The organism is Accumulibacter sp. (genome assembly GCF_029255285.1).
Taxonomy (GTDB): Bacteria; Pseudomonadota; Gammaproteobacteria; order Burkholderiales; family Rhodocyclaceae; genus Accumulibacter.
This window is the reverse complement of sequence record NZ_JAPUVI010000108.1, coordinates 73,503-100,316: the sequence shown is the minus strand read 5'-3', so window position 1 is coordinate 100,316 and position 26,814 is coordinate 73,503. Positions and strand designations below refer to the sequence as shown.

22 protein-coding genes are annotated in these 26,814 nt (G+C 67.0%); 12 read left to right on the top strand and 10 right to left on the bottom strand.

Annotated features, from left to right (window positions below; translation table 11 throughout):
• Positions 1–8: 8 nt before the first annotated feature.
• The 3 genes from pstA (at position 9) to Q1M07_RS17460 (ending at position 2,577) form a co-directional block, all read left to right on the top strand.
• Complete coding sequence (pstA, locus tag Q1M07_RS17470) at positions 9–899, top strand: phosphate ABC transporter permease PstA (protein ID WP_300456036.1); 891 nt, start codon at positions 9–11, stop codon at positions 897–899.
• Positions 893–1,705: a phosphate ABC transporter ATP-binding protein gene (locus tag Q1M07_RS17465; RefSeq protein ID WP_300456034.1), complete on the top strand. Its 813-nt coding sequence runs from the start codon at positions 893–895 to the stop codon at positions 1,703–1,705. Before pstA ends, Q1M07_RS17465 begins: the two co-directional genes overlap by 7 nt.
• A gap of 65 nt (positions 1,706–1,770) precedes the next feature.
• Entirely contained in the window at positions 1,771–2,577 is an 807-nt protein-coding gene (locus tag Q1M07_RS17460; protein WP_300456030.1) for a phosphate ABC transporter ATP-binding protein, read from the top strand.
• A gap of 70 nt (positions 2,578–2,647) precedes the next feature.
• On the opposite strand, the gene Q1M07_RS17455 is transcribed toward Q1M07_RS17460, so the two are convergent.
• Positions 2,648–3,253 (bottom strand): CHRD domain-containing protein, encoded by a 606-nt coding sequence (locus Q1M07_RS17455; protein ID WP_300456028.1) that lies wholly within the window; start codon positions 3,251–3,253, stop codon positions 2,648–2,650.
• 277 nt (positions 3,254–3,530) lie between these two features.
• Here Q1M07_RS17455 and recC point away from each other — a divergent pair, with 277 nt between their 5' ends.
• The 5 genes from recC (at position 3,531) to Q1M07_RS17430 (ending at position 14,575) form a co-directional block, all read left to right on the top strand.
• Entirely contained in the window at positions 3,531–6,878 is a 3,348-nt protein-coding gene (gene recC / locus Q1M07_RS17450; protein WP_300456025.1) for an exodeoxyribonuclease V subunit gamma, read from the top strand.
• On the top strand, positions 6,875–10,603 hold the full coding sequence (recB, locus tag Q1M07_RS17445) for an exodeoxyribonuclease V subunit beta (RefSeq protein WP_300456022.1): 3,729 nt from the start codon (positions 6,875–6,877) through the stop codon (positions 10,601–10,603). The genes recC and recB overlap by 4 nt, the downstream gene beginning before the upstream one ends.
• Positions 10,600–12,462, top strand: coding sequence for an exodeoxyribonuclease V subunit alpha (gene recD, locus Q1M07_RS17440; protein WP_300456020.1), 1,863 nt, complete (start codon positions 10,600–10,602; stop codon positions 12,460–12,462). The genes recB and recD overlap by 4 nt, the downstream gene beginning before the upstream one ends.
• 68 nt (positions 12,463–12,530) lie before the next feature.
• The gene (locus Q1M07_RS17435; RefSeq protein WP_300456017.1) at positions 12,531–12,698 is read left to right on the top strand and encodes a hypothetical protein; all 168 of its coding nucleotides are present in this window, start codon (positions 12,531–12,533) and stop codon (positions 12,696–12,698) included.
• 422 nt (positions 12,699–13,120) lie between these two features.
• Positions 13,121–14,575, top strand: coding sequence for a catalase (locus Q1M07_RS17430; RefSeq protein WP_300456014.1), 1,455 nt, complete (start codon positions 13,121–13,123; stop codon positions 14,573–14,575).
• Between the two features lie 58 nt (positions 14,576–14,633).
• Here Q1M07_RS17430 and Q1M07_RS17425 read toward each other — a convergent pair whose 3' ends face one another.
• The 8 genes from Q1M07_RS17425 to Q1M07_RS17390 all read right to left on the bottom strand — a co-directional run bounded on the left by Q1M07_RS17425 (position 14,634) and on the right by Q1M07_RS17390 (position 23,672).
• Positions 14,634–16,190 carry a hypothetical protein gene (locus Q1M07_RS17425; protein WP_300456011.1) on the bottom strand — a complete coding sequence of 519 codons (1,557 nt, stop codon included), beginning with the start codon at positions 16,188–16,190 and terminating at the stop codon, positions 14,634–14,636.
• Between the two features lie 49 nt (positions 16,191–16,239).
• A complete protein-coding gene (locus Q1M07_RS17420) occupies positions 16,240–17,580 on the bottom strand; it encodes a PEP-CTERM sorting domain-containing protein (RefSeq protein WP_300456008.1) in 1,341 nt (446 codons plus the stop codon).
• 251 nt (positions 17,581–17,831) lie between these two features.
• Entirely contained in the window at positions 17,832–19,625 is a 1,794-nt protein-coding gene (locus Q1M07_RS17415) for a GspE/PulE family protein (protein WP_300456006.1), read from the bottom strand.
• Positions 19,583–19,951 (bottom strand): hypothetical protein, encoded by a 369-nt coding sequence (locus Q1M07_RS17410; protein ID WP_300456003.1) that lies wholly within the window; start codon positions 19,949–19,951, stop codon positions 19,583–19,585. The genes Q1M07_RS17415 and Q1M07_RS17410 overlap by 43 nt, the downstream gene beginning before the upstream one ends.
• A gap of 144 nt (positions 19,952–20,095) precedes the next feature.
• Complete coding sequence (locus Q1M07_RS17405) at positions 20,096–20,599, bottom strand: DNA-deoxyinosine glycosylase (RefSeq protein ID WP_300456001.1); 504 nt, start codon at positions 20,597–20,599, stop codon at positions 20,096–20,098.
• On the bottom strand, positions 20,599–22,518 hold the full coding sequence (gene htpG, locus Q1M07_RS17400) for a molecular chaperone HtpG (RefSeq protein WP_300455999.1): 1,920 nt from the start codon (positions 22,516–22,518) through the stop codon (positions 20,599–20,601). The genes Q1M07_RS17405 and htpG overlap by 1 nt, the downstream gene beginning before the upstream one ends.
• 154 nt (positions 22,519–22,672) lie before the next feature.
• Positions 22,673–23,239 (bottom strand): transcription elongation factor GreB, encoded by a 567-nt coding sequence (gene greB, locus Q1M07_RS17395; RefSeq protein WP_300455996.1) that lies wholly within the window; start codon positions 23,237–23,239, stop codon positions 22,673–22,675.
• Between the two features lie 112 nt (positions 23,240–23,351).
• Entirely contained in the window at positions 23,352–23,672 is a 321-nt protein-coding gene (locus Q1M07_RS17390) for a hypothetical protein (protein ID WP_300455993.1), read from the bottom strand.
• An 81-nt stretch (positions 23,673–23,753) separates the two neighbouring features.
• On the opposite strand from Q1M07_RS17390, the gene Q1M07_RS17385 reads away from it, so the two are divergent.
• From Q1M07_RS17385 to Q1M07_RS17370, 4 genes are read left to right on the top strand one after another with little or no spacing between them, the layout of a single operon-like run.
• Entirely contained in the window at positions 23,754–24,452 is a 699-nt protein-coding gene (locus tag Q1M07_RS17385) for an AzlC family ABC transporter permease (RefSeq protein WP_300455990.1), read from the top strand.
• The gene (locus Q1M07_RS17380; RefSeq protein WP_300455987.1) at positions 24,449–24,784 is read left to right on the top strand and encodes an AzlD domain-containing protein; all 336 of its coding nucleotides are present in this window, start codon (positions 24,449–24,451) and stop codon (positions 24,782–24,784) included. Before Q1M07_RS17385 ends, Q1M07_RS17380 begins: the two co-directional genes overlap by 4 nt.
• Before the next feature lie 30 nt (positions 24,785–24,814).
• A complete protein-coding gene (locus Q1M07_RS17375) occupies positions 24,815–25,024 on the top strand; it encodes a DUF465 domain-containing protein (RefSeq protein ID WP_300455983.1) in 210 nt (69 codons plus the stop codon).
• A gap of 36 nt (positions 25,025–25,060) precedes the next feature.
• Positions 25,061–25,891: an alpha/beta hydrolase gene (locus Q1M07_RS17370; RefSeq protein ID WP_300455980.1), complete on the top strand. Its 831-nt coding sequence runs from the start codon at positions 25,061–25,063 to the stop codon at positions 25,889–25,891.
• Here Q1M07_RS17370 and Q1M07_RS17365 read toward each other — a convergent pair.
• Positions 25,872–26,765: a DMT family transporter gene (locus Q1M07_RS17365; RefSeq protein WP_300455977.1), complete on the bottom strand. Its 894-nt coding sequence runs from the start codon at positions 26,763–26,765 to the stop codon at positions 25,872–25,874. The two genes, Q1M07_RS17370 and Q1M07_RS17365, sit on opposite strands and share 20 nt — an antisense overlap.
• Between the last annotated feature and the right edge of the window lie 49 nt (positions 26,766–26,814).

Here is a 26,814-nt window from a genome sequence, read left to right as displayed (position 1 = left end):
GGTAAGCCATGGCCACCGCCAATCCAACGATGTTTCAGGCCAGCAACCTGAACCAGCACAACGCTCGTGTGCAACGACGCTACCGCCTGCTCTTCGGGCTGATGACCCTGCTTCTGATCACGCCGGTGCTGCTCATCCTCGGCACCCTGGTGGTGAAGGGCGGCGCCGCGATGTCCTGGGAGTTCCTGCTGACGGCGCCGACAGACGGCATGCGCACCGGCGGCGTCTTTCCGGCGCTGCTCGGGACCATCTGGCTGGTGACCGTCGCGCTGCTCCTGTCGGTGCCGATCGGCATCTTCGCCGCCATCTACCTCAGCGAGTACGCCGGTGACAACTGGTTTACGCGGACGATCAATCTGGCCATCATCAATCTCGCCGGCGTTCCGTCGATCGTCCATGCGCTGTTCGGGCTCGGCGCCTTCGTCCTCTTCTTCAAGTTCGGTACCAGCATTCTTGCCGCCAGCCTGACGCTGGCGGTGATGACCATGCCGGTGGTCATCGTCGCCACGCGCGAGTCGCTGCAGGCGGTGCCGCTGGCCTTCCGCGAGGCTTGCTGGAACATGGGCGCGACGCGCTGGCAGACGATCCGCCGCGTGGTCCTGCCGAACTCGATCACCGGCATCCTCACCGGGGTCATTCTCGAGGTTTCGCGAACGGCCGGCGAAACGGCTCCGATCATGTTCACCGGCGCCGTCTTCTTTACGCCGTTCTTGCCGCAAAGCGTTTTCGATCAGACGATGGCGCTGTCGCTACACTTGTTCGTCGCGGCGACGCAGGTGCCGGGAATCGCCGACGAAGTCCCCTTCGGCGTCGCGTTGGTGCTGATTGGCCTGGTGCTGACCATGAACAGTCTCTCGATCGCTTTCCGCATGTGGCTGAGAGGGAGAAAGAAATGGTGAATCCCGGCGCAGCGGCGGTGGCCAGCGACACCGTGGCACCCATCGACAATTTTCCGAGCAAGCTCGAGATCAAGAACCTGAGCATCCGCTATGGCAACACGACGGCGCTGCGAGGAGTCAGCCTGGCCGTTCGCGAGCATGAGATCTTCGGCATCATCGGCCCGGCCAACGCCGGCAAGACCTCGCTGCTCAAGGCCATCAACCGGATGAATGTCTTCACGCCGGGGATGAAGGTGGACGGGGAGATCCGTTTCAACGGTCGCGATACGAGTCGGCTGAGCAACGTCTATGCCCTGCGCAGCCGCATTGGTGTCGTCTTTCCGCTGCCGGTCGGTCTGCCGATGACGGTATACGACAACGTGGCCCTCTCGCCTCGCCTGCGTGGGATCAACAACAAGGCCGACCTGGACGTCATCGTGCAGCGCTGCCTGACGCGCGCGGCCCTCTGGGACGAGGTCAAGGATCGCCTGAACGCCCTCGGCAGCCTGCTGTCCGGCGGTCAGCAACAACGCCTGACGATCGCCAGAGCGCTTTCGCAAGAGCCGGATCTCCTGATGCTCGACGAGTTCTCGATCGCCGTCGATCCGGTCACCACGATGCGCATCGAGGACGTTCTCAAGGAACTGCGCCAGGAAGTGACCATTCTTCTGGTCACCAACCTGGTGCAGCAAGCGCGCCGTCTGGCCGATCGAACGGCCTTCTTTCTCAACGGCGAATGCGTCGAAGTCGGCATCACCGAAGACCTGTTCACCGGCGAGGTGAAAGACCCGCGCACACGCGACTACGTCGAGGGACGATTCGGTTAGACAAGCGCCCGCGCGGCCGGCCGCCGGCCGTTTCACAGAATGGTCTATCAAGGACACGAACCACGATGAATACCCACCAGACGGCGGCGCTTCTCCAAGCGACACCCGAGTACGCAATCGACAGCCAGCGACTGAACCTGTGGTACGGAACGTTTCAGGCGCTCTACGACGTCGATCTACGCATCCGGCAAGGCCTGATCACTTCGATGATCGGGCCTTCGGGATGCGGCAAGAGCACCTTCCTGCGCAGCGTCAACCGGATCAACGAACGCCTCGGCTACGTCCGCATCGAGGGCAGCATCCACGTCATGGGCGAGAACATCTACGATCCGCAGGTCGAACTGGTGCAGGTACGCAAACAGGTCGGCATGGTCTTTCAGCGCCCAAACCCGCTGCCCATTTCGATCCGCGACAACATCCTCTTCAGCCACCGCTTGCATGCCAAGGGCGGCGGCGACGTACACCAGGGCACTCCCGACGAGATCGTCGAACAGTCGCTGCGCCAGGTGCTGCTGTGGGATCAGGTGAAGGATCGGCTGACGCGCAAGGCGACCGAACTCTCTCTGGAAGAACAGCAAAAGCTCTGCATCGCCCGCCTGCTGCCGGTCAAACCGAAAATGCTTCTGATGGATGAACCGTGTTCGGCGCTCGACCCCAAGGGTACGGAAGCGGTCGAGGAACTGCTCTGGGAACTGCGCGGCCAGTACACGATCCTCATCGTCACGCACAACATGGCCCAGGCGAGGCGGGCCAGCGAGGAATGCGTCTTCATGCTGATGGGCAAAGTCGTCGAACACGCGCGCACCGACGAAATGTTCGTCACGCCGGCACATCGGGAAACCGCGGACTACATCGAGGGTCGCTACGGCTAGCCGACGGGCGCCGCGCGACGCCCGCCGTCCAGGCGGCTGGCCGGCACAAGACCTCCGTGCCGCGGCTAGCTCAAGCGGCGCGGCGCCTGCGCAACGCGGCGAGCCCGGCGAGCCCGGCGCCGAACAGCGCGAAGGAGGCGGGCTCGGGAACCAGGAAACCCCGGATCTCGCCGCCCGGGAAGAGCGAGGTATGGATGTTCAAATACGCTCCACCGCTCACCAATCCGAGGCCCAGCGCCGCTTCGGCACTGGCGGCGGAGCCGCCGTTCGCCGTCACGAAACCCGGCCGATACGAGAGCAGCGAACCGAGATCGAAGGTGCGATCATACTCGCCCGCCAATACACCGCTCGGAAAGCCCGTGAAAGTCGGTGTCTGCGTCGCCACCCCTGCCGTACCCTCGCCCGCCACCGCCGTGCAGCAGTGAATGTGCGACGCCGTCACGGGAGCCAGCAGGCCGCGGAAGCTCACCCGCACCCGTAGCGTATCGGCTTCGTCGTCGAAAGTCACCACCGCCTCGCCGCTCCCCGGCGACGCGTTGGGCGGGGATTCCGCCGCTCCGGTAAGTGTGGCATACAGGGTGATCGGCGCGGCCGACGCCGGCCCGACAGCACCGAGAACCGTCATTGCGACGGCTCCCGCAGCAGCCATGGAAGCGCACATGGATTTCCTGGTCATGGTTTTCTCCGTTCGAATCGGATACGGCTGGATTGGCGCAAAGTCGCCCAGCCAAAAAACAAGCACGATTTGCGCCTGAAAAAACTTGACCATATCGATCAACAATTTGCCGTCTCCGGCCGACCTTTCCCTGCGCCGACTGTAAAATTTTTCGACACATTGGACGAAGTGGGCGCAGCGGCGTCGGCCCACTTCTTTTCGCCGTCGCCCGGCATGGCGGAATCGGCGCCGGCCGATGCGATAATCGCTTGTTTTCGCCAACCCGCGTGCCGGCACCATGCTTCGGCTGACCCTGTCCAACCGCTTCGAAGTCCTGCTCGAACAACTGCTCGCTCATCTGGCGGAAGAAAGCGTCTCGCCGCTCGCCGCGCAGCAGGTGATCGTTCCGAGTACGGCGCTGCGCCGCCGCATCGAGCTGGCCTGCGCCGACCGCCACGGAATCTGCGCCAACATCGACTTCTCCTACCTCGCCGAGTGGCTGTGGCGGCAAATCGGCCAACTGGTCGAAGTCGATGAGGAGTCCCCCTTCGCTCCGCAGCGGCTGATCTGGCGGGTTTTCGAGGTGCTTGGCGAGCGTCGCTTCACCGACGCTCACACGCGCCTGTCGCGCTACCTGCGCGACGCCGACCCGGTGATGCGCCTCGAACTGGCACAGCGCTGCGCGATCCTGATCGAGCACTACAGCACCTACCGTTCAAGGTGGCTGGCCGCCTGGTCGGACGGCCGGCCGGCGGGAATTCCGGGGCTCGACGCCGAGAGCGCCGCCGACGAGCTCTGGCAGGCGGCGCTCTGGCAGCGCATCACCAGCGAACTGGGTCTGCACCGGCAACACCCGGCAACGGCCTTTTTCCAGAGAATCGAACAAGGCGACCGTGGCTCGCCGATGCCAGCCGGGCTACCCGCCGCCGCCAGCGTCTTCTGCCTGCACACGCTGCCACCGCTCTACCTCGACATCCTGCGTCAGTTGTCGCGCTGGATGGACATCCGCGTCTACGCCCTCAACCCCTGCCGCGAGTACTGGTTCGACATCGTCGACCGCAAGCGCCTGAGCTATCTCGCCGCGCGTCATCAGGACGCGCATCATGAGGTGGGCAACGGCTTGCTCGCCGCCTGGGGAAAACAAACGCAGACGGCTATCGAAATGCTCCTGGCCGACGACACCGAGCTCGTCGAGGAAGGCAGCGTCTTCCTGCCGGCCGGCGGAGAGCACCTGCTGGCCAGACTGCAGAATGCGATCCTCGACCTCGAAGAGCTGCCGCCCGGCAGCGTCGAACTCGCCGACGAAGACCGCAGCATCGAGCTACATGTCTGTCATTCGCTGACGCGCGAACTCGAAGTTCTGCATGACCAGTTGCTGGCGATGTTCGCCGACCGCGATCCGCCGGCGCCGGAGCAGATCGTCGTCCTGCTGCCCGACCTGAAATCGGCGGCGCCGCTGATCGAGGCGGTATTCGGAACGGTTCCCGCCTCACGCCGAATCCCTTACACCATCACCGGCTTGCCGCCCGCTCGCGTCAACCCGGTCGCGCGCACCCTGGACGCTTTGCTCGCCCTGTGCGGCAGCCGCTTCACGGCGAGCCGCGTTTTCGACCTGCTCCTACAGCCTCCGGTCGCGGCCAGGTTCGGGCTGCAAGCCGACGACCTGGAGCGCATCCACGGCTGGATGGGCGACGCTGGCATGCGCTGGGGGCTCGACGCCGACAGCCGTCGCCGCCTGAACCTGCCGGTCACCGAGCGGCACAGCTTCGCCGATGGCCTGCACCGGCTGTTTCTCGCCTACGCGCTCGGCGGCGAGCCGACGGCCAGGAATACCGTCGTCGCCGGGCGCATCGCGGCGGGCAATCCGGAAGGCGGCGACGCGGTGACGCTCGGCCGTTGGTGGCGTTTCCTGCGCGCTCTCGAAGCGCTGCGCGAGGACTGGTCGCAAGCGCGCGACGCCAACGCCTGGCAGCGTTCGCTGAGCGAGGCCTTGAGCCGCTTCGTGCGCGCCGATGGCGAGCTGATCGACGATCTGCGCGCCATGCAGGCGACGATCGACGAACTGCACTCGGACATGCGGCGCGGCGGCGCCCGTTCACCGCTCCCGCTGGCCGTGGTGCATAGCGCCTTGAGCGCGCGGCTCGACGACCCGGGACGCGGCGGCGTACCGGGCGGCGGACTGACCTTTTCCTCCCTGAGCAGTCTGCGCGCCCTGCCCTACCGCGTCGTCTGCCTGCTCGGCATGAACGACGGCGCTTTTCCGGGCGCCGACCGGCCGGCCGAGTTCGATTTGATGGCGCGACGGCCGCAAGCCGGTGACCGGCAGCGACGGCTCGACGAACGCAACCTCTTCCTGGACATCCTCCTCGCCGCTCGGCAACGCCTCTACCTGAGCTATAGCGGGCGCAGCAGCCGCGACAACAGCGTCGTCGCACCGTCGGTCCTGCTCGCCGAGCTGATCGACTATCTCGCTATCGCCTGCGCCGACGATCCGGCCAACGCGACGAGTATCGACGCGGCGCGGCGGCGCCTGACCGTCGACCATCCGCTGCAGGCCTTCTCGAGCGAGTATTTCCTGGTCGGCGGCGATCGCCGCCGGCGCAGCTTCAACGCCGAGTACTGCGCCGCGCTGCGGCAGGAAAGCGCCGGCCTGGCCGCCACCTGCCCGGAAGACGATGATGGCGAGGACGGCGAGGCGCTTGAAGACGGCGCCCAAGCGATACGCGACGGCGCCAGGCTTCCCTTCTTCACCGATCCCCTGCCGGCAGCGCCGGCGGAATGGCGGCAAGTCCGCCTCGAAGAACTGCTCAACTTCTTCCGGCAACCCAGCCGCAACCTGCTCACTCGGCGGCTGAACATCGCGCTGGCCGCGGCGGACGACGAACTGCCCGACGACGAGCCCTTCCTCCCCGACTACTCCGGCCGGCAGGCGCTCGCCCGGCGCCTCCTGCCGGTGCTGCTTGCCGGCTGTTCCGACGAGCGGGCGCTGGCCCTGGCGCTGGCCGGCAACGAGTTCCCGAGCGGACCGTTCGGCGAACGGCTGGTCGCCGACGAAGTCGCGCGCCTGCGCGCTTTTGCCGCCGAGTTGGCGCCGCAGCTCGCCGCCACGCCGCTGCCGGCGGTGCACGCCAGCTTCGACTACCTGCTCGACGGCGAGCCGTGGCGGCTTGCCGGATCGCTCGGCGATCTGCGGCGCGCCGGACTCGTGCGCTATCGCTACGACGAATTGCAGCCCGCCGACTACCTGGCCGGCTGGATCGCCCACCTCTTCCTCTGCGCTGCGGCGCCGGCGGCAGCCGACCGGCGGACCGTCTGGTACGCGCGCGACGCCAACTACGGCCTGCGGCCCTGCGACCCGGACAGCGCCCGTGCCCAACTCGGCGAACTGCTTCGCCTTTACCGCCTCGGTCTCTCGGCGCCAATGCATTTTTTCCCCAAGAGCTCCTGGGCCTACGCCACCAAGGGCGCGAGCGCCGCCCGCCAGCGGTGGTCGGGGGCGCGCGACGCGAGCTGGGGCGAAAGCGCCGATCCGGCCTACCGGCTCGCGCTACGTGGCGTCGACGCGCCGCTCGACGAAGACTTCGAGCGTTGCGCGAGCGCCGTTTTCGGCCCGCTGCTCGACCACCTCGAGGAATCGCCCCGATGAACGCCGGCCACGGCGCGGCAACCATGGATCTCGACCTGCTGGCCTGCCCGCTCGACGGCCTGCGCCTGATCGAAGCGTCGGCCGGCACCGGCAAGACCTGGAACATCTGCGGCCTCTACCTGCGCCTGCTGCTCGAAAAGGGCGTCGAAGCACCCGGCATTCTGGTCGTCACCTTCACCAACGCGGCTACCGCCGAGTTGCGCACGCGTATCCGCCGCCGCATCGTCGATGTCCTCGGCTACTTGCAGCGCGGCGCCAGCCAGGCCGGCCCGGCGGCCGACCCATTCGTCGACCGGCTGGTCGCTGCCGCCGAGGAGCGGAGCGGCGTCGATCGCCGCGACTTGCGCCTGCGTCTCGAAGCCGCTTTGCAGACCTTCGACGAAGCCGCGGTGTACACGATTCACGGCTTCTGCCAGCGCGCGCTGTCCGACACACCGTTTGCCGCCGGCCTGCCGTTCCAGCTCGAACTGCTGCCGGACGACAGCGCACTGCGCCTCGAGGCGGTCAACGACTTCTGGCGGCGACACGTGGCGAGCGGAGCGATCGCGCCGGCGCTGGCCGACGCGCTCCTGCGCCAGCGCGACCGGCCGGAAACCTGGGCGCGGCTGCTCGGCCGGCGAATCGCCAGACCCCGCGCGCGGCTCATCTGGCCCGACGACACGCCGGAGGCGAACGAGGCGATCGACCCGTCGCCACTCGTCGACGCCTTCGCAACGGCCCGCCGACTCTGGGGTGACGCCGGCGCCGCAGCGAGCGACGCGTTGCTGGCCGGTCTCGCGGCACTCAACGCCAACTCGTACCGGGCCGAAAGCGTGCACGCCGGCGCCCGCGAGTGGACCGACACTTTTCGGCGCGGCGACGCCCTGGCCCTTCCCGACCCGGAGACGAGCAAGGCGCGCCTGTTCACGGCCCGGTTCATCGCCCAGCGCACGAAAGCGCGCCAGACGCCGCCCAGGCACCCGTTCTTCGCCGCCGCCGACGACCTGCTGGCCCGGCACGCGACGCTGACGAATGCCCTGCGGCTCGCCCGCCTGCACCTCTTGCGCCGCATGCTCGATGAATGCGGCGGCGCCTTGCGCGAAGAGAAGCGGCGGCAACGCGTGCAGTCCTTCGACGACATGCTGCACGGTCTGGACGCCGCGCTGACTTCGGGCGACTACCCCTGGCTCGCCGACTCGCTGCGCCGCCGCTATCCGGTCGCCTTGATCGACGAGTTCCAGGACACGGACCCGCTGCAGTACGCGATCTTCCAACGCATCTACGGCGCCACTGGCGAGCGTCCGGCGGCGCCGCTCTTTCTCGTCGGCGATCCCAAGCAGGCGATCTACAGCTTCCGCAATGCCGATCTGCACACTTACCTCGCCGCCCGGCACGCGGCCGGGACGCCGTACACGCTACGCCACAACCAGCGCTCGACGGCCGAGCTGATTGCCGCCTGCAACGCACTGTTTGCCGCCAACCCGGCGGCCTTCATCCTCGCCGGTCTGAACTACACGCCGGTGACCGCCGGCGACCGGCCACGCCCGCGGCTGGCCGAGCAAGGCGAAACGACGTCGGCGGCCATGCGCGTCTGGCGACTGCCGACTCCCGACGGCGGCTACCTGCCGCGCGCCGAGGCCACTCGCTTGGCGTCGCAGGCCACCGCCGGCGAAGTCGCACGCCTGCTCGCCGCAGCGACCGGCGGCCTGGTGACGCTCGGCGAACGCGCTCTGGCGCCCGCCGACATCGCCATTCTGGTCAGAAGCCACGCGCAGGGGCAGCGCATCCGCGAGGCGCTGCGGCGAGTCGGCGTCGGCAGCGTCGAGCTGTCGCAGAACAGTATTTTCCAGACCCCCGACGCCGAGGAACTCGAACGCATCCTGTTGGCCATCGCCGAAGCGGGCCGCCCGGCGCTGCTCTACGGCGCGCTGTCCACCGAGCTGATGGGCTTCGACGCCAGCGCGCTCGCCGCGCTGGCGGCCGACGAGCGACGCCTCATGGAGAGCATGGCGCGCTTCGGCGCTTATCGCGAGACCTGGTTGCGGCGCGGCTTCGGCGTCATGCTGCGCGCCTGGATCGACGGCGAAGCGGTCGCCCGCCGCCTGCTGGCGCGACGCGACGGCGAACGGCGGCTGACCAACCTGCTCCACCTCGGCGAACTGTTGCAGCAGGCCGACGCCGAGCATCGGGCGCCGGAATCGCTTCTCCGCTGGCTCGCCGGCCGGCGGCGCGAAGCGGTGGCCGACGAGGATTCCCAGTTGCGTCTCGAGTCGGACCGCAACCTGGTGCAGGTCGTCACCATCCACAAGGCGAAGGGACTCGAGTATGCCGTCGTCTTCTGTCCTTTTTTGTGGGATGGCCAGCCGTCGAATTTCGGCCAGGACGAAGGGCGCGACTATCACGACGACGACGGCCGGCCGGTGATCGACTTCCGTCCCGATACCGATACCGCAACCGTGAACGACATCGCGCGACGGCGGCGCGCCGAGAAGGACGCCGAATTCATGCGCCTGCTCTACGTCGCCCTGACGCGGGCGGCGCAGCGCTGCTACCTGGTTGCCGGGTGCTACTCGACGCTGGCCTTCGGCCGAACGTCGACCGCCCAGAGCAGGCGCAGCCTGCTCAACTGGCTGGTCGCCGGCAAGGGCCTGTCGCACGCCGAATGGCTGACCCACCAGCGCCCGGAGGAGGAAATCGAGCAAGCCTGGCGGGCGCTGGCCGAAGCCGCCGGGCCGGCCCTCTCGCTGCGTGACCTGCCAGTCGACAGCCCACCGCCGCTGGCCGGCACCGACCGCTCGCCGGCCAGCCTCGCCGCGCTGCCGGCACCCGCCAGGATCGCCGCCGGCTGGCGGATAGGCAGCTTCAGCAGCCTGCAGCACGGCGCCGACAGCGAGGCGGCGGCGAGCGATCACGACGCTCGCGTGCTCGCCGGACGAGCATCGGCCGAGACCGTCCCGGCAGCCGACCTCGCGCCGGACGACATCCTCCTGTTTCCGCGCGGAGCGGCGGCCGGCGACTGCGTGCACGCGCTGTTCGAGCGCGTCGACTTCAGCCATCCGGCGCACTGGCCGGCAATCATCGACCAGGTGCTGGCCAGCCACCCGCCTTCGCCGGCACGGCCGGACGCCGACGCCGCCCGGCGTGCGGCGTCGATGCTGCACCGACTGCTCGACGATGTGCTGAACACTCGGCTACCGGGCGACGTCGTCCTGGCCACGCTGAGGCCCCGGCAACGCCTGGTCGAACTCGCTTTCCACCTGCCCGCCGCCGGGCTCACGGCAGCGCGGCTCAACGGCTGGTTGGCCGCCCACGGCTACCCGCTGCCGCGGCTCGCTTGCGCGGCGCTCGACGGCTATCTGAAAGGTTTCATCGATCTCGTTTTCGAACACGCCGGCCGCTATCACATCCTCGACTGGAAATCGAACCATCTCGGTTTCAGCGCCGGCGACTACGGTCAACGACGGCTGGCGAGCGCCATGGCCGAACACGGCTATCACTTGCAGCATCTGATCTACAGCGTCGCGCTGCAGCGCTACCTGCGGCGCCGCATCGCCGACTACGACTACGAACGCCATTTCGGCGGCGTGTATTACCTGTTCGTGCGCGGCGTACGCCCCGCCTGGTACGAGGCGACCGCCGGCGGCCAGCGCCTGGCCTGCGGCGTCTATTCGCATCGCCCGTCGAAGGCGACTCTCGACGCCTTCGACGCGCTGCTCGCACCGCCGTCCCCGGGAGTCGCCGCATGAGTTCCCGAGCCGCGACTCTCGTCGACCAGCCGGCCGAGAACGACCTCGCCGACGGCTTCGCCGCCCACTTGTGCCAGTGGGCGGCAGACGCCGGCGCCGCACCGGCCGCGCTGGCCGTACTCGCGGTAGCCGGCCGGCAGCTCAGCCTGGCCACCCAGGGCGGCGACGTCTGCCTGCCGCTGGCCGAACTGGCCGCCTTTTTTCCCGATCGCTCGCCGGCCGAGCTGGCGCAATGCCTGCTGGCCAGCCGGATGGTCGCCGCGAGCGGCGACGGAGAACCCCTGCCCTTGCTCCTCGACGGTGACGGGCGGCTCTACCTGTACCGCTACTTCGCCTACGAACGCCGCCTGGCGGCCAATCTGCGGCGGCGCGCCGGTCGGCGCATCGGCGTGCCGGGCGACGCCTTGCGGCAACAGTTGAACTCGCTGTTCGCCGACAACGCGCAGCGCCTCGGCCCGCGTGCCGACTGGCAGAAACTCGCCGCCGCCCTCGCCTGGCGTGGCCGCCTGACGATCGTCAGCGGCGGCCCGGGAAGCGGCAAGACGACCACCGTCGTCGCCCTGCTGGCCTGCCTTCTGGCCGAAGACGCCGGCCTGCGGGTGGCTCTCGCGGCGCCCACCGGCAAGGCCGCGGCGCGCTTGCTGGAAGCGCTGCGCCGACGGGCGGGCGAGCTGCCGGACGAACTGCAGGCGCGACTGCCGCGCGAGTCCTACACGCTGCACCGGCTGCTCGGCGTCACGCCGGAAGCCGGCCGCTTCCGTCACCATGCCGGCAATCCGCTGCCGCTCGACGTGCTGGTCGTGGACGAGGCGTCGATGCTCGACCTGGCGCTCGCCTGCCGGCTGTGCGAAGCCGTTCCCGACGACGCCCGGCTGATCCTGCTCGGCGACCGGAACCAGTTGTCGGCGGTCGAGGCGGGAGCCGTCTTTGCCGAAATCTCGTCCGACCCGACGCTGACGGCGGACGGCATCGCCGAGTTGGCGTCGCTCACGGCAACGCCGGCCGAGGCCATCCGGCCGCCGGCCGCGATCGCCGCCAGCCCGCTCAGGGACTGCGTCGTCTGGTTCACCGAGAGCCACCGCTTCGCCAGCCACTCCGGAATCGGTCGCCTGGCCGCCGAGATCAATGCCGGTCGCGGCAGCGAAGCCTGCGACTGGCTGGCCGACGGTTCCGACCGATCGCTGCGCTGGCTGGCCGACGACGGCTCCGACCTGGCCCCGGCGACGCGGCAGGCGGTGCTCGACGGTTACGCCCACTACCGCGAAGCCCTGGCGCAACCGTCCGACGATGCCGAGAAGTGGCGGCGCGAAGTGTTTGCCGCTTTCGATCGTTTCCGTGTCCTCTGTGCGCTGCACGACACGGCACGCGGCGTGCAGGCGATCAACGAGCTCGCCGCCCGGCCGCTGCAGCAGGCCTCGGGCGACGTACTCCCGTCGACCGGCCGCTCCCCGTGGTACTTCGGCCGACCGGTGATGGTCCTCAGGAACGACTACCTGCTGCAGCTCTTCAATGGCGACATCGGCATCTGCCTGCCCGACGACGACGGCGAAGCAATGGTCTGGTTCGCCGGAGCGGGAGGCGCCTTGCGGCCGCTGCCGCCGATCCGCGTGCCGGAACACGACACCGCTTTTGCCATGACGGTACACAAGGCGCAGGGCTCGGAATTCGCCTCGGTGCTCCTCCTGCTCCCCGAGCGGAGTCACCGTCTGTTGACGCGCGAGCTGCTTTACACCGGCGTCACACGGGCCGCGCACGAAGTCGGCATCGCCGGCCGCCGCGACGTCCTGATCGACGCCTGCGCCAGGCGCACACGCCGCAACTCGGGCCTGCTCGCCAGGCTCGCTGAAAGCGTGGCGTAGCGCTTTGCCCATCTGCCACGCCACGCCACTGGTGGCATAATGGCCATAGTCATGCACAGGAGAAGACCATGGAAAGCGGATCGCTGGCCAGTATCGACTGGGGCGTCGTGGCGCTGATGGCGCTCATCGCGCTGGGCCTGGCCTGCGGCCTGGTCTTCTTCCTGCGCCAGAACAAGCGGGATCTGAAGAGTCTCGAAGCCGCCATCGAATCCGATCGTCAGGACGAGGAACCCTGAACCGGTCGCCGCCGGCTGATCGATGCCGGTTCGGCGCCCCCCTCAACCGCCGCCCGCCTCGGATGGAGCATGCGGACGGCCCCGGCAGACGCCCGGGCGCTCTGCCGGAAGCACGCACACCGAATCCGCAGACGCGGCTCGGGCCGCCCCGAGACAGCGATCATCCCGGCGAGCAATAGCCAATAGCAATCGAGTTAATATCCATAATCGATTGGACCTATCGATCAAGCGCTCCTAGAATTCACCCATCGGACGCCTGCAAGACCATCCGGCAAACCGATGAACCGATTCACCAAGGAGACAAAGATGATTGTCCGACTGGCGCGGATTCTCGGCGCAGACCGTTTCGCCTGGGAAATCTGCCGCGACCATCTCGCCGCACTGGCTGGCCATCACTCACCCGAACTCGAGGAGAAACACTCATGAACGACAGGAAACTCACCACCGCCGCCGGCGCGCCGGTAGTCGACAACCAGAACACGCTGACCGCCGGCCCGCGCGGCCCGGTGCTGATGCAGGACATCTGGCTGCTCGAGAAACTCGCCCATTTCGACCGCGAAGTGATCCCCGAGCGCCGCATGCACGCCAAAGGATCGGGTGCCTACGGCACGTTCACCGTCACCCGCGACATCAGCCGCTACACGCGCGCCCGCCTCTTCTCGGCGGTCGGCAAGCAGACCGAATTGTTCGCCCGCTTCACCACGGTCGCCGGCGAGCGCGGGGCGGCCGACGCCGAGCGCGACATCCGCGGCTTCGCGGTCAAGTTCTACACCGAAGAAGGCAACTGGGACCTGGTCGGCAACAACACGCCGGTTTTCTTCCTGCGCGACCCGCTCAAGTTCCCGGATCTCAACCACGCCGTGAAGCGCGATCCGCGCAGCAACCTGCGCAGCGCGACCAACAACTGGGATTTCTGGACTGCGCTCCCCGAAGCCCTGCACCAGATCACCATCGTCATGAGCGAGCGCGGCATTCCGGCCAGCTATCGGCACATGCACGGCTTCGGCTCGCATACCTTCAGCTTCATCAACGCCGCCAACGAGCGCCATTGGGTCAAGTTCCACTTCCGCAGCCAGCAGGGAATCCGCAATCTCAGCGACGCGGAAGCCGAAGCGCTGATCGGCAAGGACCGCGAGAGCCATCAGCGTGACCTCTTCGAGAGCATCGAGCAGGGAGACTTCCCGAAATGGACGCTGTTCGTCCAGATCATGCCCGAGCAGGACGCGGCGCGCGTTCCCTACAATCCCTTCGACCTGACCAAGGTCTGGCCGCACAAGGACTACCCGCTGATCGAAGTCGGCGTCATGGAACTGAACCGCAACCCGCAAAACTTCTTCGCCGAAGTCGAGCAGTCGGCGTTCAACCCGGCCGCCGTCGTTCCCGGCATCGGCTTCTCGCCGGACAAGATGCTGCAGGCACGCCTCTTTTCCTACGGTGACGCGCAGCGCTACCGACTCGGCGTCAATCATCACCAGATCCCGGTCAACGCGCCGCGCTGCCCGGTGCACAGCTACCACCGCGACGGCGCCATGCGGGTGGACGGCAATTACGGCGGACGCATCGGCTACCAGCCCAACAGCCGCGGCGAATGGCTGGAGCAGCCCGACTTCCGCGAACCGCCGTTGTCGCTCGACGGGGCGGCCGACCACTGGAACCACCGCGTCGACGAGGACTACTTCTCGCAGGCCGGCGATCTGTTCCGCCTGATGAACCTCGAGCAGCGGCAGGCGCTGTTCGGCAACACGGCGCGCGCCATGGGCGACGCCCCCGAGGAGATCAAGCGCCGCCACATCGCCCATTGCCTGAAAGCCGACCCCGCGTACGGTGCGGGAGTGGCGCTGGCGCTCGGCATCGCGCTCGATCAAGCCGGGACCTGAGCCGACCGGCGCCCACCCGTCGTCGTCGCCGACGGCGGGCGGGCGCCGCCAGCGGCGTTCAGGGTACGGCTTGCGTGACCCGCAGCAGACGCTTGCCGCGCGTCGCCAGGAAATGCGCCCGGCCCTGGCTGTCGATCCGCAGGCGGGCGCCGCCGCGTGTGATCACGGCGTCGAATGGGGGCCCGGCACGACCATTGACGACGGCAAAGTACTCGCCGCCTCGGCGCACGGCGTAAGCCAGAAAGCGGCCGTCGTCGCTGAAGCCCAGCGTATGGTCGAGCAGCGCGTCGTAGGGCCCCTCCTCGCGGCCGTCGATGACGACCACCACCGAATCCTGTCGCTGGGCCGCATAAGCGAAACGCGAGCCGTCGGCATTGAACGACAGGGTGTCGCGCAGAATGTGATCGAAGAGCGGCTGTTCGGAGCGCTCGACGATCACCCGCTCCTGCGTCCCCGTGCGGGCAATCACGGCGTATCGCCCGTTGGCGGCAAAGACCAGCGGTCCGACGACCGACGCGTGACGGGATCGCACCTGGCCATCGACCACTACCGCCGAGCGCTCGCCGTCCTGCGCCAGGTAACCCGCGTGGCGCCCGTCGGGACTGAAGGACAGGCTGCCTTTCTGTATCGCCGCGAAACGCGGCTCCGCGCGGTCAGCGTTGACCAACCACTGCTCGCCCGCCTCGGCGACGCCATAGACCGGTCGCACCGCACGCGGCGGATAGCGCAAGGTATCGGCCAGCAGGCTCGGGTAAGGCGGCGACTCCCGGTCGTTTTCGGCCACCACCCAGCCGCGCTCGGTCAGCGCCCCGTAGGCCAGATGCCTCCCGTCGCCCGAGAAGGCCATCCCGCCGGCCATCAATCCCAGGTAACGCTTCCGCTCGACACCGTCGACGACGACGAAGGCCGCACCATCCGCCTCGGCGCCATAGACCAGTTGTCGGCCATCCGGAGCGAAGCCGAGGCTGCCTTCGACGATCCCCTCGTAGCGCCGTCCCTCGTGCTCGCCATCGACGACGAACAGCCGCTTGCCGTCCGCCGCCAGGTAGGCCAGCCGCGCGCCGTCCGGGCTGAAGCGCAGCGAGTGGCGCAGCACCTCCTGATGGCAACGCGGCGGCGCATCGTCGACCACGACGCAGGGCTGCCCATTCTGGCGGACGACGTAAGCCAGCCGCCGACCGTCGCCGCTCCACACCGGCGAGCCCTGGACGACAGCGTCGAAGTCCGGCTGTCGGAGCCCGTCACGCACGACAAACTGCCGCTCGCCGTCCTGCGCGACGTAGAAGACGTGCCGGCCATCGGGGCTGAGCCGCGGCGTACCGGCGAAAACCGCTTCGTGCGTACCGACGCTGCGGCCGTTGACGACGACGGTGTGGCGCTCGCCGGTTTGCAGAACGTAGGCGAACGTGGCGCCATCGGCACTCGCCACGAAAGACCCAGGCAGCCACTGACTGGCCGGAATCTCACCGAGCAGGTGTTCTTCGCTGCCGGCAAGTCCGTCATCGACCGAACAGCCCACCTGGAGCAGCGCCAGGAGTCCGACGACGAAAAGAAGAGGCGCGACAAGCGTCGGCCGGCGCGCCGGGCGAGCAGCGCCAGCAAGCCGCCGTGGCATGGCTCCGACGAGTCGGCCTGGCACTCGCCGGCGTGTGTAGACGCCCGTCTCAGCCCGCCCGGCGTCGGACGAGCTGGCCGCCGGCGTGGCGCCGCCGCCTGTCGGCCAGCAGCCCGAGAGCGGCCAGGAAGAGCGCCAGCGACGCCGGCTCGGGAACCTGCTCGACGTAGAAATAGAGCATTCGGGCGCTGCTGCCGAACACGACGTCGTTGGTCCAGATCAGTTGGCCGTTCTGGTCGAACTTCAGCGTGTGCGTCCGGTTCGCCGTGTCGCCACTGTTCGTCTGGTCATCGTCGATAATGCGCACCGTGTAGCCGACCGCCTTGCCGTCCTTGTCGACGATGTCGATGATCTGCGACACGAAGGCCGCGTGGCCGCCCAGTGACTCCTCGACCTCCTTGCCGGTGGCTGGATCGATGACCTTCCGCTTGCCCCAGAAAACCGCCAGCTCGACATCAGCGCCGGCCTTCATCAGCTTCTTGACCTCCTCGACGTCACGCACGCGCTTCGTCTTGACGTCGATCTTCTTGCGCTGCGCGTAAGCGTCGGCTCCCTTCTTGAAGTCGTCGGACGGATTGATCGTCGTTCCCTTCTTGCCGGCGCCGACTTCGGTCTTCATGTCCGTCTTCAGGTCGCCATAGATTGTCCCCGCACTATCGGCCAGCGTGATCGCGCCGAGTTCGGCAAGGTACTTCAGCGAGCGCGCCTTGGAAGCCGGCGCGCAACCGTTGAGATCCTCCTGAACGAAGGCGATCTTCTTCTCGTCCACCAGGATGCTGCCTACCGTGCCGACCTTCTCGCCGGCCTTCAGCCCTTCGAAGTTGCGTGCCGCCGGCGGCGCCGCCTGGCCGGTCGACGCCGAAGCCGACGTGTAGGCGTCGGGATCGGACACGCCGCCGAGCAGGACGCTGCGATCGGCGACGCCGTCGAAACGAAGCATCGGTCCGACCGGCTGCGTCGGCAGCACGAAGCTGGTCAGGCTGGCCGAATAGTCCAAGCTGCGAACGTCCTCCGTCCCGCGCGTGATGCCGAGGTCGAACCAGACGCTTTCCGGCAGTCGCCCGTCGAGCTCGGCCGCACTGCTGAAGTAAACGGGCAGGTTCTGCACCGCCCAGTTGTCTGCCGCCGTGCTTGCCGGAAGGCGCGTCACGATATTGACGAAACCGACGAAGCCGCCGGCGAGCGGAACAAACGAACTGGCGTCGCCAGCCGAAAACTGGATGTTCGCCTGTCCCCACTCGGAGTTTTGCGCCGTGTAGCCGCCGCCCTCGGCCGACCAGTCGACCTGGTCGAAAGTGACGCTGAAGGCGTGACAAGGCGACAGCCCCGGCAGCGCCAGCAGCGCCAGGCACAGGCCGAGACGGGCGGCGAAATTTCCTTGCTGACTCATGACAAGCTCCCTAGATTTCAGACGATTCGCTTGACCGCCCAACCCGTAAAGGCGAAAAAAGAGCGGCCGACAACTCCTGGCTGGCCACCGAGGCGACCGTAAACAAGCGCAAGCATGAACCATACCGAAAACTTTTTTTCACATTAAACCAGTTAGTTAAAAGTTACATGCCATGGCCAGAGAAGGGTCGTTGTAAAATTTTCCGACATTCTCCACAGACCGAGTGCGGGACGGCAAAGCCGCGGCGGCGCTCAACTGTGCTCGATCGGCGGTGCGACCTTGAACACTTCGGCCAGCGTCGTCACGCCGGCGGCGACCTTCATCGCGCCCGAAATGCGCAGCGGCTTCATTCCTTCGCGGAAAGCGAGCTCGCGGATCTTGGCGATCTCGCGGTTCTCGCTGATCGCCAGCTTGAGGTCCGGCGAGAGCAGCAGAATTTCGTACAAGCCGATACGTCCGAGGTAGCCGGTCATGCGGCAGTCGAGACAGCCGGCCGGGCGATGAAAACGCGCCGGGCGATTGGCTTTCCAGGGCGCGACCAGTTGATCCCACATCGTTTCCTCGAGCGGGCTGGCGTCGTGCACCTGCTTGCAGTGCGGACAGAGAATGCGCACCAGGCGCTGCGCCATGACGCCGAGCATCGTCGCGCTGAGCAGGTAGGGCGGCACGCCGAGATCGAGCAGGCGCGTCACCGCCGCCGGCGCGTCGTTGGTGTGCAGCGTGGACAGCACCAGGTGGCCGGTGAGCGCCGCCTGAATCGCCACTTCGGCGGTTTCCAGGTCGCGGATTTCGCCGATCATGATGATGTCCGGGTCCTGCCGCATCAGCGCCCGCACGCCCTGCGCGAAGCCGAGATCGATGACGGTCTGCACCTGCATCTGGTTGAACGCCGGTTCGACCATCTCGATCGGGTCCTCGATGGTGCACACGTTGACCGCCGGCGTCGCCAGTTGACGTAGCGTCGAGTAGAGCGTCGTCGTCTTCCCCGAGCCGGTCGGCCCGGTGACCAGGATGATACCGTTCGGTCGCTCGGCCATCGTCTTCCAGCGCGCCTGATCGTCGTCGGTGAAGCCGAGATCGGCGAAACCGCGCACCAGGACTTCGGGGTCGAAGATGCGCATCACCAGCTTTTCGCCGAAGGCGGTGGGCAGCGTGGACAGACGCAGTTCGGCTTCCTGACCGTCGGCCGTCCGCGTCTTGATCCGGCCATCCTGCGGCCGGCGCTTCTCGACCACGTCCATGCGGCCGAGGATCTTGATCCGGCTGACCATCGCCGCCATGACACTCATCGGTATCTGGTAGACCTGATGCAGGACACCGTCGATCCGGAAACGCACGATCCCCAGCTCGCGCCGCGGTTCGATGTGGATGTCGCTGGCGCGCTGCTCGAAGGCGTACTGCCAGAGCCAGTCGACGATGTTGACGATGTGCTGGTCGTTGGCGTCGAACTGGCGATTGCTGCGCCCGAGTTCGACCAGTTGTTCGAACGACGAGAGGTTGCCGCTCGGACCGCCGAGTTGCGCCGCTTTCTTGACCGAGCGCGCGAGGTTATAGAACTCGACCAGATAGCGCGCCACGTCGACCGGGTTGGCCATGACACGGCGAATCTCCTTCTTGACGATCGGCCGGATCTCCTTCTCCCAGTCGCGCAGGAAGGGCTGCGTCGTCGCGACGACGACTTCGCGCGCCGTCACCTGGATCGCCAGGACGCCGAAGCGGGTCGCGTAGGCGCTCGACATGACGTCGGTGACGGCGGTGAAATCGACTTTCAGCGGGTCGATGTGCAGGTAGGCGAGGCCGACACGGGCGGCCAGCCATTCGCCGAGATCGTCGAGGGTCAACGGCCGGTGCGGCTCCTGCCGGGATTTCCACTTCTGATCGGCGATGACCACCAGCGGGTGCGCGTTGAGGCGCTTGAGACGGCTTTCCTTGAGCAGGATCTCGGCGTCCTCGCCGCTCACCAGTTGGTCGTCCACCAGCCAGCCGAGAAGCTCGGGCAGAGTCAGGCGATGTTCGTGCACAGGGTTGACCACGGCTTCGGCCATCGGCGGGCTTTCAGGACGACGAATAGGGCACTATACCGGACATCGCTGACGCGGCTCAATGTCGGCGGCGGTCGGTCCTCGCCACCTGTCACGTCTCGCTTCCGACCAGGAAGCTGGGTAGAGGTAGCGCGCTGGCCGCACATCTCAAGACGCAGACGAATGCCGCGTGCGAACCGGGCGGCGTTGGGCTTTGCAAACGCTTCAGAGATAGCCGGGGCCATGAACAGCCGGGAATGCGGCTCGTACCGCTCGCCGCCGCCTGCCGCCTGGGCGCCGGTAGCGTCGATGCCCACCCGGCCGACATCGACCGCCAGCTTGTCCTTCAAGCGCAGCCGGTACCGCCAGCCCGCCGCGATTAGTTACTCGAACAAGGCCACCGAGGGGTAGAAGCAATCGGCCAAGCACATCGCCGCTACGCCTTCGGGCAACCTGAATCGGTCGCCACCGCGCCGGCCGATCAGGCGCGCCACTCAGTCGACGCGCGACAGCCCGGCGGCGCGCCAGAGCGCCAGCTTGCGCTCGAAGGCCAGGGTGTAGGCCGGGCTGCTCGACGGCAGCACCTGCGTCCGGTAGCCGAGCGACGCGAAATCGGCGGCGAACTTGCCGGCCGTCTGACCGTTGAAGCAGACGCTGACGAGTTGCGGCGCCTCGCCCGGCAGCCGCGAGAAATCGTTCGGTTCGGCCGACTCGATCGCCGAGTCGAGCGCGCCGCGTCGATGACAACAGCGATAGACGTCCCAGACGCCGATCCGGTGATGCAACAGGCGTCGCCGTTTTTCGGCAAATTCGATTTCCGGCAGCGGTTCGCCGAGCAAGGCGCCGAGCAGCCGCCAGAACTGGTTCTGGCGGTGCGCGTAGTAGTGCCCGGCGGCGAGCGAGGCCGGCGAGGGAAAACTTCCGAGAATCAGCGTCGTGATTCCGGCGTCGAGAATCGGCGGCAGGCCGAGAAGTCGCTCTCGCCCGCCGTCGTCCATCAGCGGCCGCTACCCAGCGAGAGCGCCAGCATGAGGTCGTTGATGCGCTTGACGAAACCCGCCGGATCGTCGAGCGATCCGCCTTCGGCCAGCGTCGCCTGCTCGAGCAGCAGATTGGCCCAGTCGTCGAAGCGCGCCTCTTCGTACTTGAGGCGCTGCACCGCCGGGTGCCGCGGGTTGATCTCGAGGATCGGCTTGCTCGCCGGCGCCTGCTGCCCGGCCGCCTTGAGGATGCGCTGCAGGTTGCCGCCGATGTCGTACTCGTCGGCGACGATGCACGACGGCGAGTCGGTCAGGCGATGCGTCACGCGAACGTCCTTGACCTTGTCGCCCAGCGTCTTTTTCACCTTGTCGAGCAGATCCTTGTACTCGTCGGCGGCTTTCTCCGCCTCTTCCTTCTCGGCCGCATCCTCCAGCTTGCCGAGATCGAGCCCGCCCTTGGCCACCGACTGCAGAGGCTTGCCGTCGAACTCGGTGAGGTGGCCGGAGACCCATTCGTCGACGCGGTCGGAGAGCAGCAGGACCTCGATTCCCTTCTTGCGGAAGATTTCCAGGTGCGGGCTGTTCTTGGCGGCGGTGAAGGTCTCGGCGGTAACGTAGTAGATCTTTTCCTGTCCCTCCTTCATGCGTGCCACGTAGTCGGCCAGGGCGACGTTTTCCTCGGCCGTATCGGCGTGCGTCGAGGCGAAACGCAGCAGTTTGGCGATCCGCTCCTTGTTGGCGAAGTCTTCGCCGACACCTTCCTTGAGGACACGGCCGAATTCCTTCCAGAAAGTCGCGTACTTCTCCTTGTCGGCCGCGTCGTCGCTGTCGGCCAGTCCTTCGAGCATGCCGAGAACCTTTTTGACGCAACCGCCGCGAATCGCCTCGATATCGCGCGACTGCTGCAGGATCTCGCGCGAGACATTGAGCGGCAGGTCGTTCGAATCGACGACACCGCGCACGAAGCGCAGGTAGAGCGGCATCAGTTGCTCGGCATCGTCCATGATGAAGACGCGGCGCACATAGAGCTTGATACCGTGGCGCGAGGTGCGGTCGAAGAGGTCGAACGGCGCTTTCGACGGGATGTAGAGCAGTTGCGTGTATTCCTGCTTGCCTTCGACACGGGCATGGACGTGCGCCAGCGGGTCGGTGAAGTCGTGCGCGATATGCTTGTAGAACTCGGTGTACTGTTCGTCGCTGATTTCCGACTTGGGACGGGTCCACAGCGCCGAAGCCTGGTTCACGGTCTCGTCCTGGTCGGTGACGACCTGCTCCTTCTTCTCCTCGTTCCATTCCTCCTTCTTCATCACGATCGGCAGCGTGATGTGGTCGGAGTACTTGCGGATCGTCTGGCGCAGCTTCCAGCTCGACAGGAATTCGTCTTCACCTTCGCGCAAGTGCAGCGTGACCTCGGTGCCGCGCTGCGGGCGCTCGATCATCTCGATCGTGAAATCGCCCTCGCCCGCCGACTCCCAGCGGATCGCCTGGTTGTTTTCGAGGCCGGCGCGCCGCGAGACGACAGTCACCTTGTCCGCGACGATGTACGACGAATAGAAACCGACGCCGAACTGGCCGATCAGGTGCGCGTCCTTGGCCTGATCGCCGGTCAGCGCTGAGAAGAACTCGCGGGTTCCCGACTTGGCGATCGTTCCGAGGTGCTCGATCGCTTCGTCGCGCGACAGGCCGATGCCGTTGTCGCTGACGGTCAGCGTTCTCGCTTCCTTGTCGAAAGCGACCCGGATCTGCAGTTCGCCGTCGTCGCCGTACAGCGCGGCGTTGTTCAGCGCCTCGAAGCGCAGCCGGTCACAGGCGTCGGAGGCGTTGGAGATCAGTTCGCGGAGGAAGATTTCCTTGTTGCTGTACAGCGAGTGGATCATCAGGTTGAGCAGTTGCTTGACTTCTGCCTGAAAACCGAGTGTTTCCTTTTGGGCGCCCATTGAGAACTCCATGCAAAGCGTTGATGAGAAGCGGCGGCGGCAGCGCAAAATCCGCCAACGCGGCGCGCTGCCGACAATGGCGCCTCAGATGGGGTCTTTCGCGGCCATTTCAAGCCCTCTCCGCCGTCGTCCCGAGGCGCCGGGACGACCAGGCTCACGGGTCGAGGCAGCGGTATTCGACGGCCAGCACTTCGACCTGCCGCCAGCCGGCCGGACTCTGGAAACGCACGCTGTCGCCGGCCCGCGACTTGAGCAGCGCGCGCGCCAGCGGCGACACCCAGCTGATGCGTCCGCGCGCCAGGTCGGTTTCGTCTACACCGACGATCTGGTAGGTGCTTTCTCGCCCCTGCTCGTCGCCGATGGTCACCGTCGCGCCGAAGAAAGCCTGCTCGGTACCCTCGCGTCGCGCCGGATCGACGATTTCCGCCAGATCGAGTCGTTTGGTGAGAAAGCGGATGCGCCGATCGATTTCGCGCAGCCGTCGCTTGCCATAGAGATAGTCGGCGTTTTCGGAGCGGTCGCCGTTCGACGCCGCCCACTGGACGACGCCGACGACCTGCGGCCGTTCGACGCGCAACAGATGATCCAGCTCGGACTTGATGCGCGCGTGGCCACCCGGCGTGATGTAGTTGCGTGTCCCCGGCGGCAGCCGGACGGCCGGATCGAGATCGTCGTCCGCATCGTCCTCGCCTGTCGGTTCGCTGGTCAATGCCTCGTTCATCGCCTGTCGATCGGGATAGTTGGCGGCCGGCGGTCGACCGGCGCCGCGCTCTGTCCAAAAAAGAAACGGCGCGGACCCGTCAGCCCACGCCGCACTGCGCCCGGCTGTCCGCCTAATAGCCGATATTGAAGGCCGCCACGTCGATACGCACCGTGTCGCGTCCGAGTGCCAGCGCGGTGTAGCGGGCGAAGCGCATCGCCCAGTCCTTGCCGTCGATGAAGCGCTGCTCACCACCGTAGCGGGCGACATTGAGAATCTTGTCGATGATCAACACCTTGCCCATCGGATTGCTCGGTTCGCATTCGAGATCGGCAAACTCCTTGTCAAACCAGCGGCGCGCTTCTTCGGGAGAACCTGCAGCAAGTTCCGTGTGCGAGAACTTGAACTCGTACTGCCTCTCCCGCCCAAACGAAACGATAATGTGATAAACCATCTGCCTCCTCCCGGCGCTGTCTCAAGGTTAGCTGTCTCAAGGCTACAATTGCACCCTCTATTCTATTCGCAAAAGCGCCCCATGCCGCAAGTCCCGAGCGCGCGCGCCGAGTTTATTGCCGGCCTGCGGGCCTTTGCTCCGATGAGCATGAGCATCATCCCGTTCGGCATGGTTTGCGGTGCCGCCGCGAGCGGCGCGGGAATGACGCCGGCACAGGCACTGGCGATGAGCTGGATGATTTTCGCCGGCTCGGCGCAGATTGCGGCGACCCAGCTTTTCGCCAGCGGCGCGCCGCTGCTCGTCATCCTGGCGACGGCGACCATCATCAACCTGCGCTTCCTGATGTACGGCGCCTCGCTGGCGCAGCATTTCGGCGCCCTCGATCGCCGCCGGCAGGCGCTGATCGCCTATCTGCTGACCGATCAGGCCTACGCACTGACCATCGTGCGCAGCGCACGAGACGCGCCGCGCAAGTTCCTGCATTGTTTCTATTTCGGACTCGGTACCGCCACCTGGCTTTGCTGGCAGAGCGCGTCGATGGTCGGGATCCTGCTCGGCAGCCTCGTTCCGGCAAACTGGTCGCTCGACTTCATTGTGCCGCTGACCTTCATCGCGATGCTCGTGCCGCTGCTCACCGACCGCGCAACGGTGCTGGCAGCGCTCGCCGGCGGCGCCGCATCGGTGCTTCTGGTCCTGCCGTTGAAGCTGAACATGATCGCCGCCGCGCTGATCGGCGTCGCCGTCGGTCTGCTCGCCGAAAAACCGCCGAGCCGGCCGTGAGCGGCGACGACGCGCTTTTCGTCTGGTCGATGATCGTCGGCATCGGCGTCGCCACTTTCCTGATCCGCTTCGTTCCCATCGCCCTGCTCGCCCGTCTCGAACTGCCGGGCTGGCTCAAACGCTCCTTGCGTTTTGTGCCAACGGCCGTGATGGCGGCCATCATCGCGCCGCCGTTGTTTTTTGTCGGTGGCACGCCTACCATAGAACCCGAACTGCCACGCCTCGCCGCCGCCACGCTGGCGGCCTGGGTTGCCTGGCGGTCGCGCAGCACCCTGTTGACCGTTGTACTGGGCATGCTGGCTCTGTGGGGATTGCAATCCCTGCTCGGCTAGCCGGATCACAACCTGTGGATATCGCCAATCATGCTCACCGAAGAACAGATCGCCGACACCCGTGCCACCCTTTACGAGTTGCACATCGAGCACCGCGACCTCGATCAGGTGATCGATCACCTGCTCATCAACCCACCGCCCGACGACCTTCTGATTCGCCGGCTCAAGAAGCGCAAACTGTTGCTCAAGGATCGTATCGCCCACCTCGAGCACTTGCTCGCACCCGATGTCCTGGCCTGATTGTCGGCAACGCATGGCGACAAACCAAGGCAAGCCATGGAATTGACGGTGGCCGGGCAGCGCTGCCACATCGCCTGCGGCGGCCGGAGCTTCGCTCCCTCCACCTCGCGTCTGCCGTTCGTTCTGGTACACGGCGCCGCCAATGACGGCGACGCCTGGCTGACGGTCGCCGGCAGTTTGCGCGCCACGGGCGCCGCCGCTCTGGTACCCGACCTGCCCGGCCACGGCCTCTCGGGCGGACCGGCCTTGCGCAGCATCGAGGCGATCGCCGACTGGCTGCCGTCGCTGCTCGACGCGCTCGGCGTCGAGCAGGCTCTGCTGGTCGGCCACTCGATGGGTTCGCTGGTCACTCTGGAGTGCGCGGCGCGCCACCCACAACGCGTCGGCGGGCTGGCGCTGCTCGGCTCGTCGGTGCCGATGCCGGTGGCCGATACCCTGCTCGGCCGGGCCAGCAACGATCCGGACAGCGTCCTGCGGCTGATGACGGAATACTCGCTGACACCGCGCTTCCAGCTCACCGGCGGCGGCGGGCACGGCATCTGGGGTCCGGGACTGACGCTGGCCATCATGCGCCGCAGCCCGCCCGGCGTGCTGGCGATCGATCTGGCCAATTGCCAGCACTACCAGAACGGCCTGGCCGCCGCGGCCGCGGTGGCCTGCCCGACGCTGTTGCTGGTCGCTCGCCGCGATCGGATGACGCCGCGCCGCAATCTGCCGCCGCTGCAGTCGGCGCTGCGTCAGGTACAGCGGGTCGACATCGACGACTGCGGCCATGCGATGATGAACGAGCAGCCGCAGGCGGTGGTCGAGGAACTCTTGAAGTTTGCGCTGGCGAGCGTGGCTGGACTCAGCCGTCCGGCTTCCTGACCTCGCCGGAGCGCGCCAGCACGATCACGGCAGCGAGAATGATCACGCCGCCGGCGATCTGCCAGCCACCGACCGCCTCGGTGAGAAAAACCGCCGCCAGCACGACGGTCACCACCGGTTCGAGGGTCGACAGGGTCGCTGCGTCAGCCGCGCCGAGGCGCGCCATACCGGCAAAGAAGGTGATCATGGCAACCACGGTCGAAAACAGCGCGATGCCGCCGACCGCCGCCCAGGCCGCCGGCGACCCCGGGAAAGCCGGCCCCCGCCAGAGAACGATCAAGCCGTAGGAGAGCGCCGCCGAGAGCATGATCACCGTCGCCGACGGTATCGCCCCGGCAATCGGCGTGACGCGCTCGCCGACCAGAATGTAGATCGAGTAGATCAGCGCCGCACAAACGCCGAACAGAATGCCGAGTGCGCTGCCCTCGAGACTGCCGCCGACGGCCAGCCCGGTGCCCAGCAACGCGGCCGCGACGGCCAACAGGCGCAGCGCTGACAGCCGCCGGCGCGCCAGGGCGGCAGAGAGCACGGTGACGATCGCCGGATACAGATAGAGCAGCAGCGCCGTCAAACCCGCGGTCGCGTGCTGCAGCGACGCGAAATAGCAGAACGACTGTCCGAGATAGCCCACCCCGCCCATCGCCACCAGGGCAAGCAGGTTGCCGCCGCGCGGCCACGGCATGGCGCGCCATTGCATGACCACGGCCATCGTCCCGCCGGCCAGAGCGAAGCGCAGGAACAGCATGCTGGGCAGGTCGACCCCTTCGGCGTAGGCCAGTTTGGCAAAGATCGGCATGGCACCAAAACCTGCTGCCGAGGCGACGATGCAGACGAAGCCGATGGCGCGTGCACGCGCAAGCGGATCAGGGGTCAAGAAGGAAACTCAATGATGGTGCCGTTGGGGTGCCGGGTCAGAGAAAAAC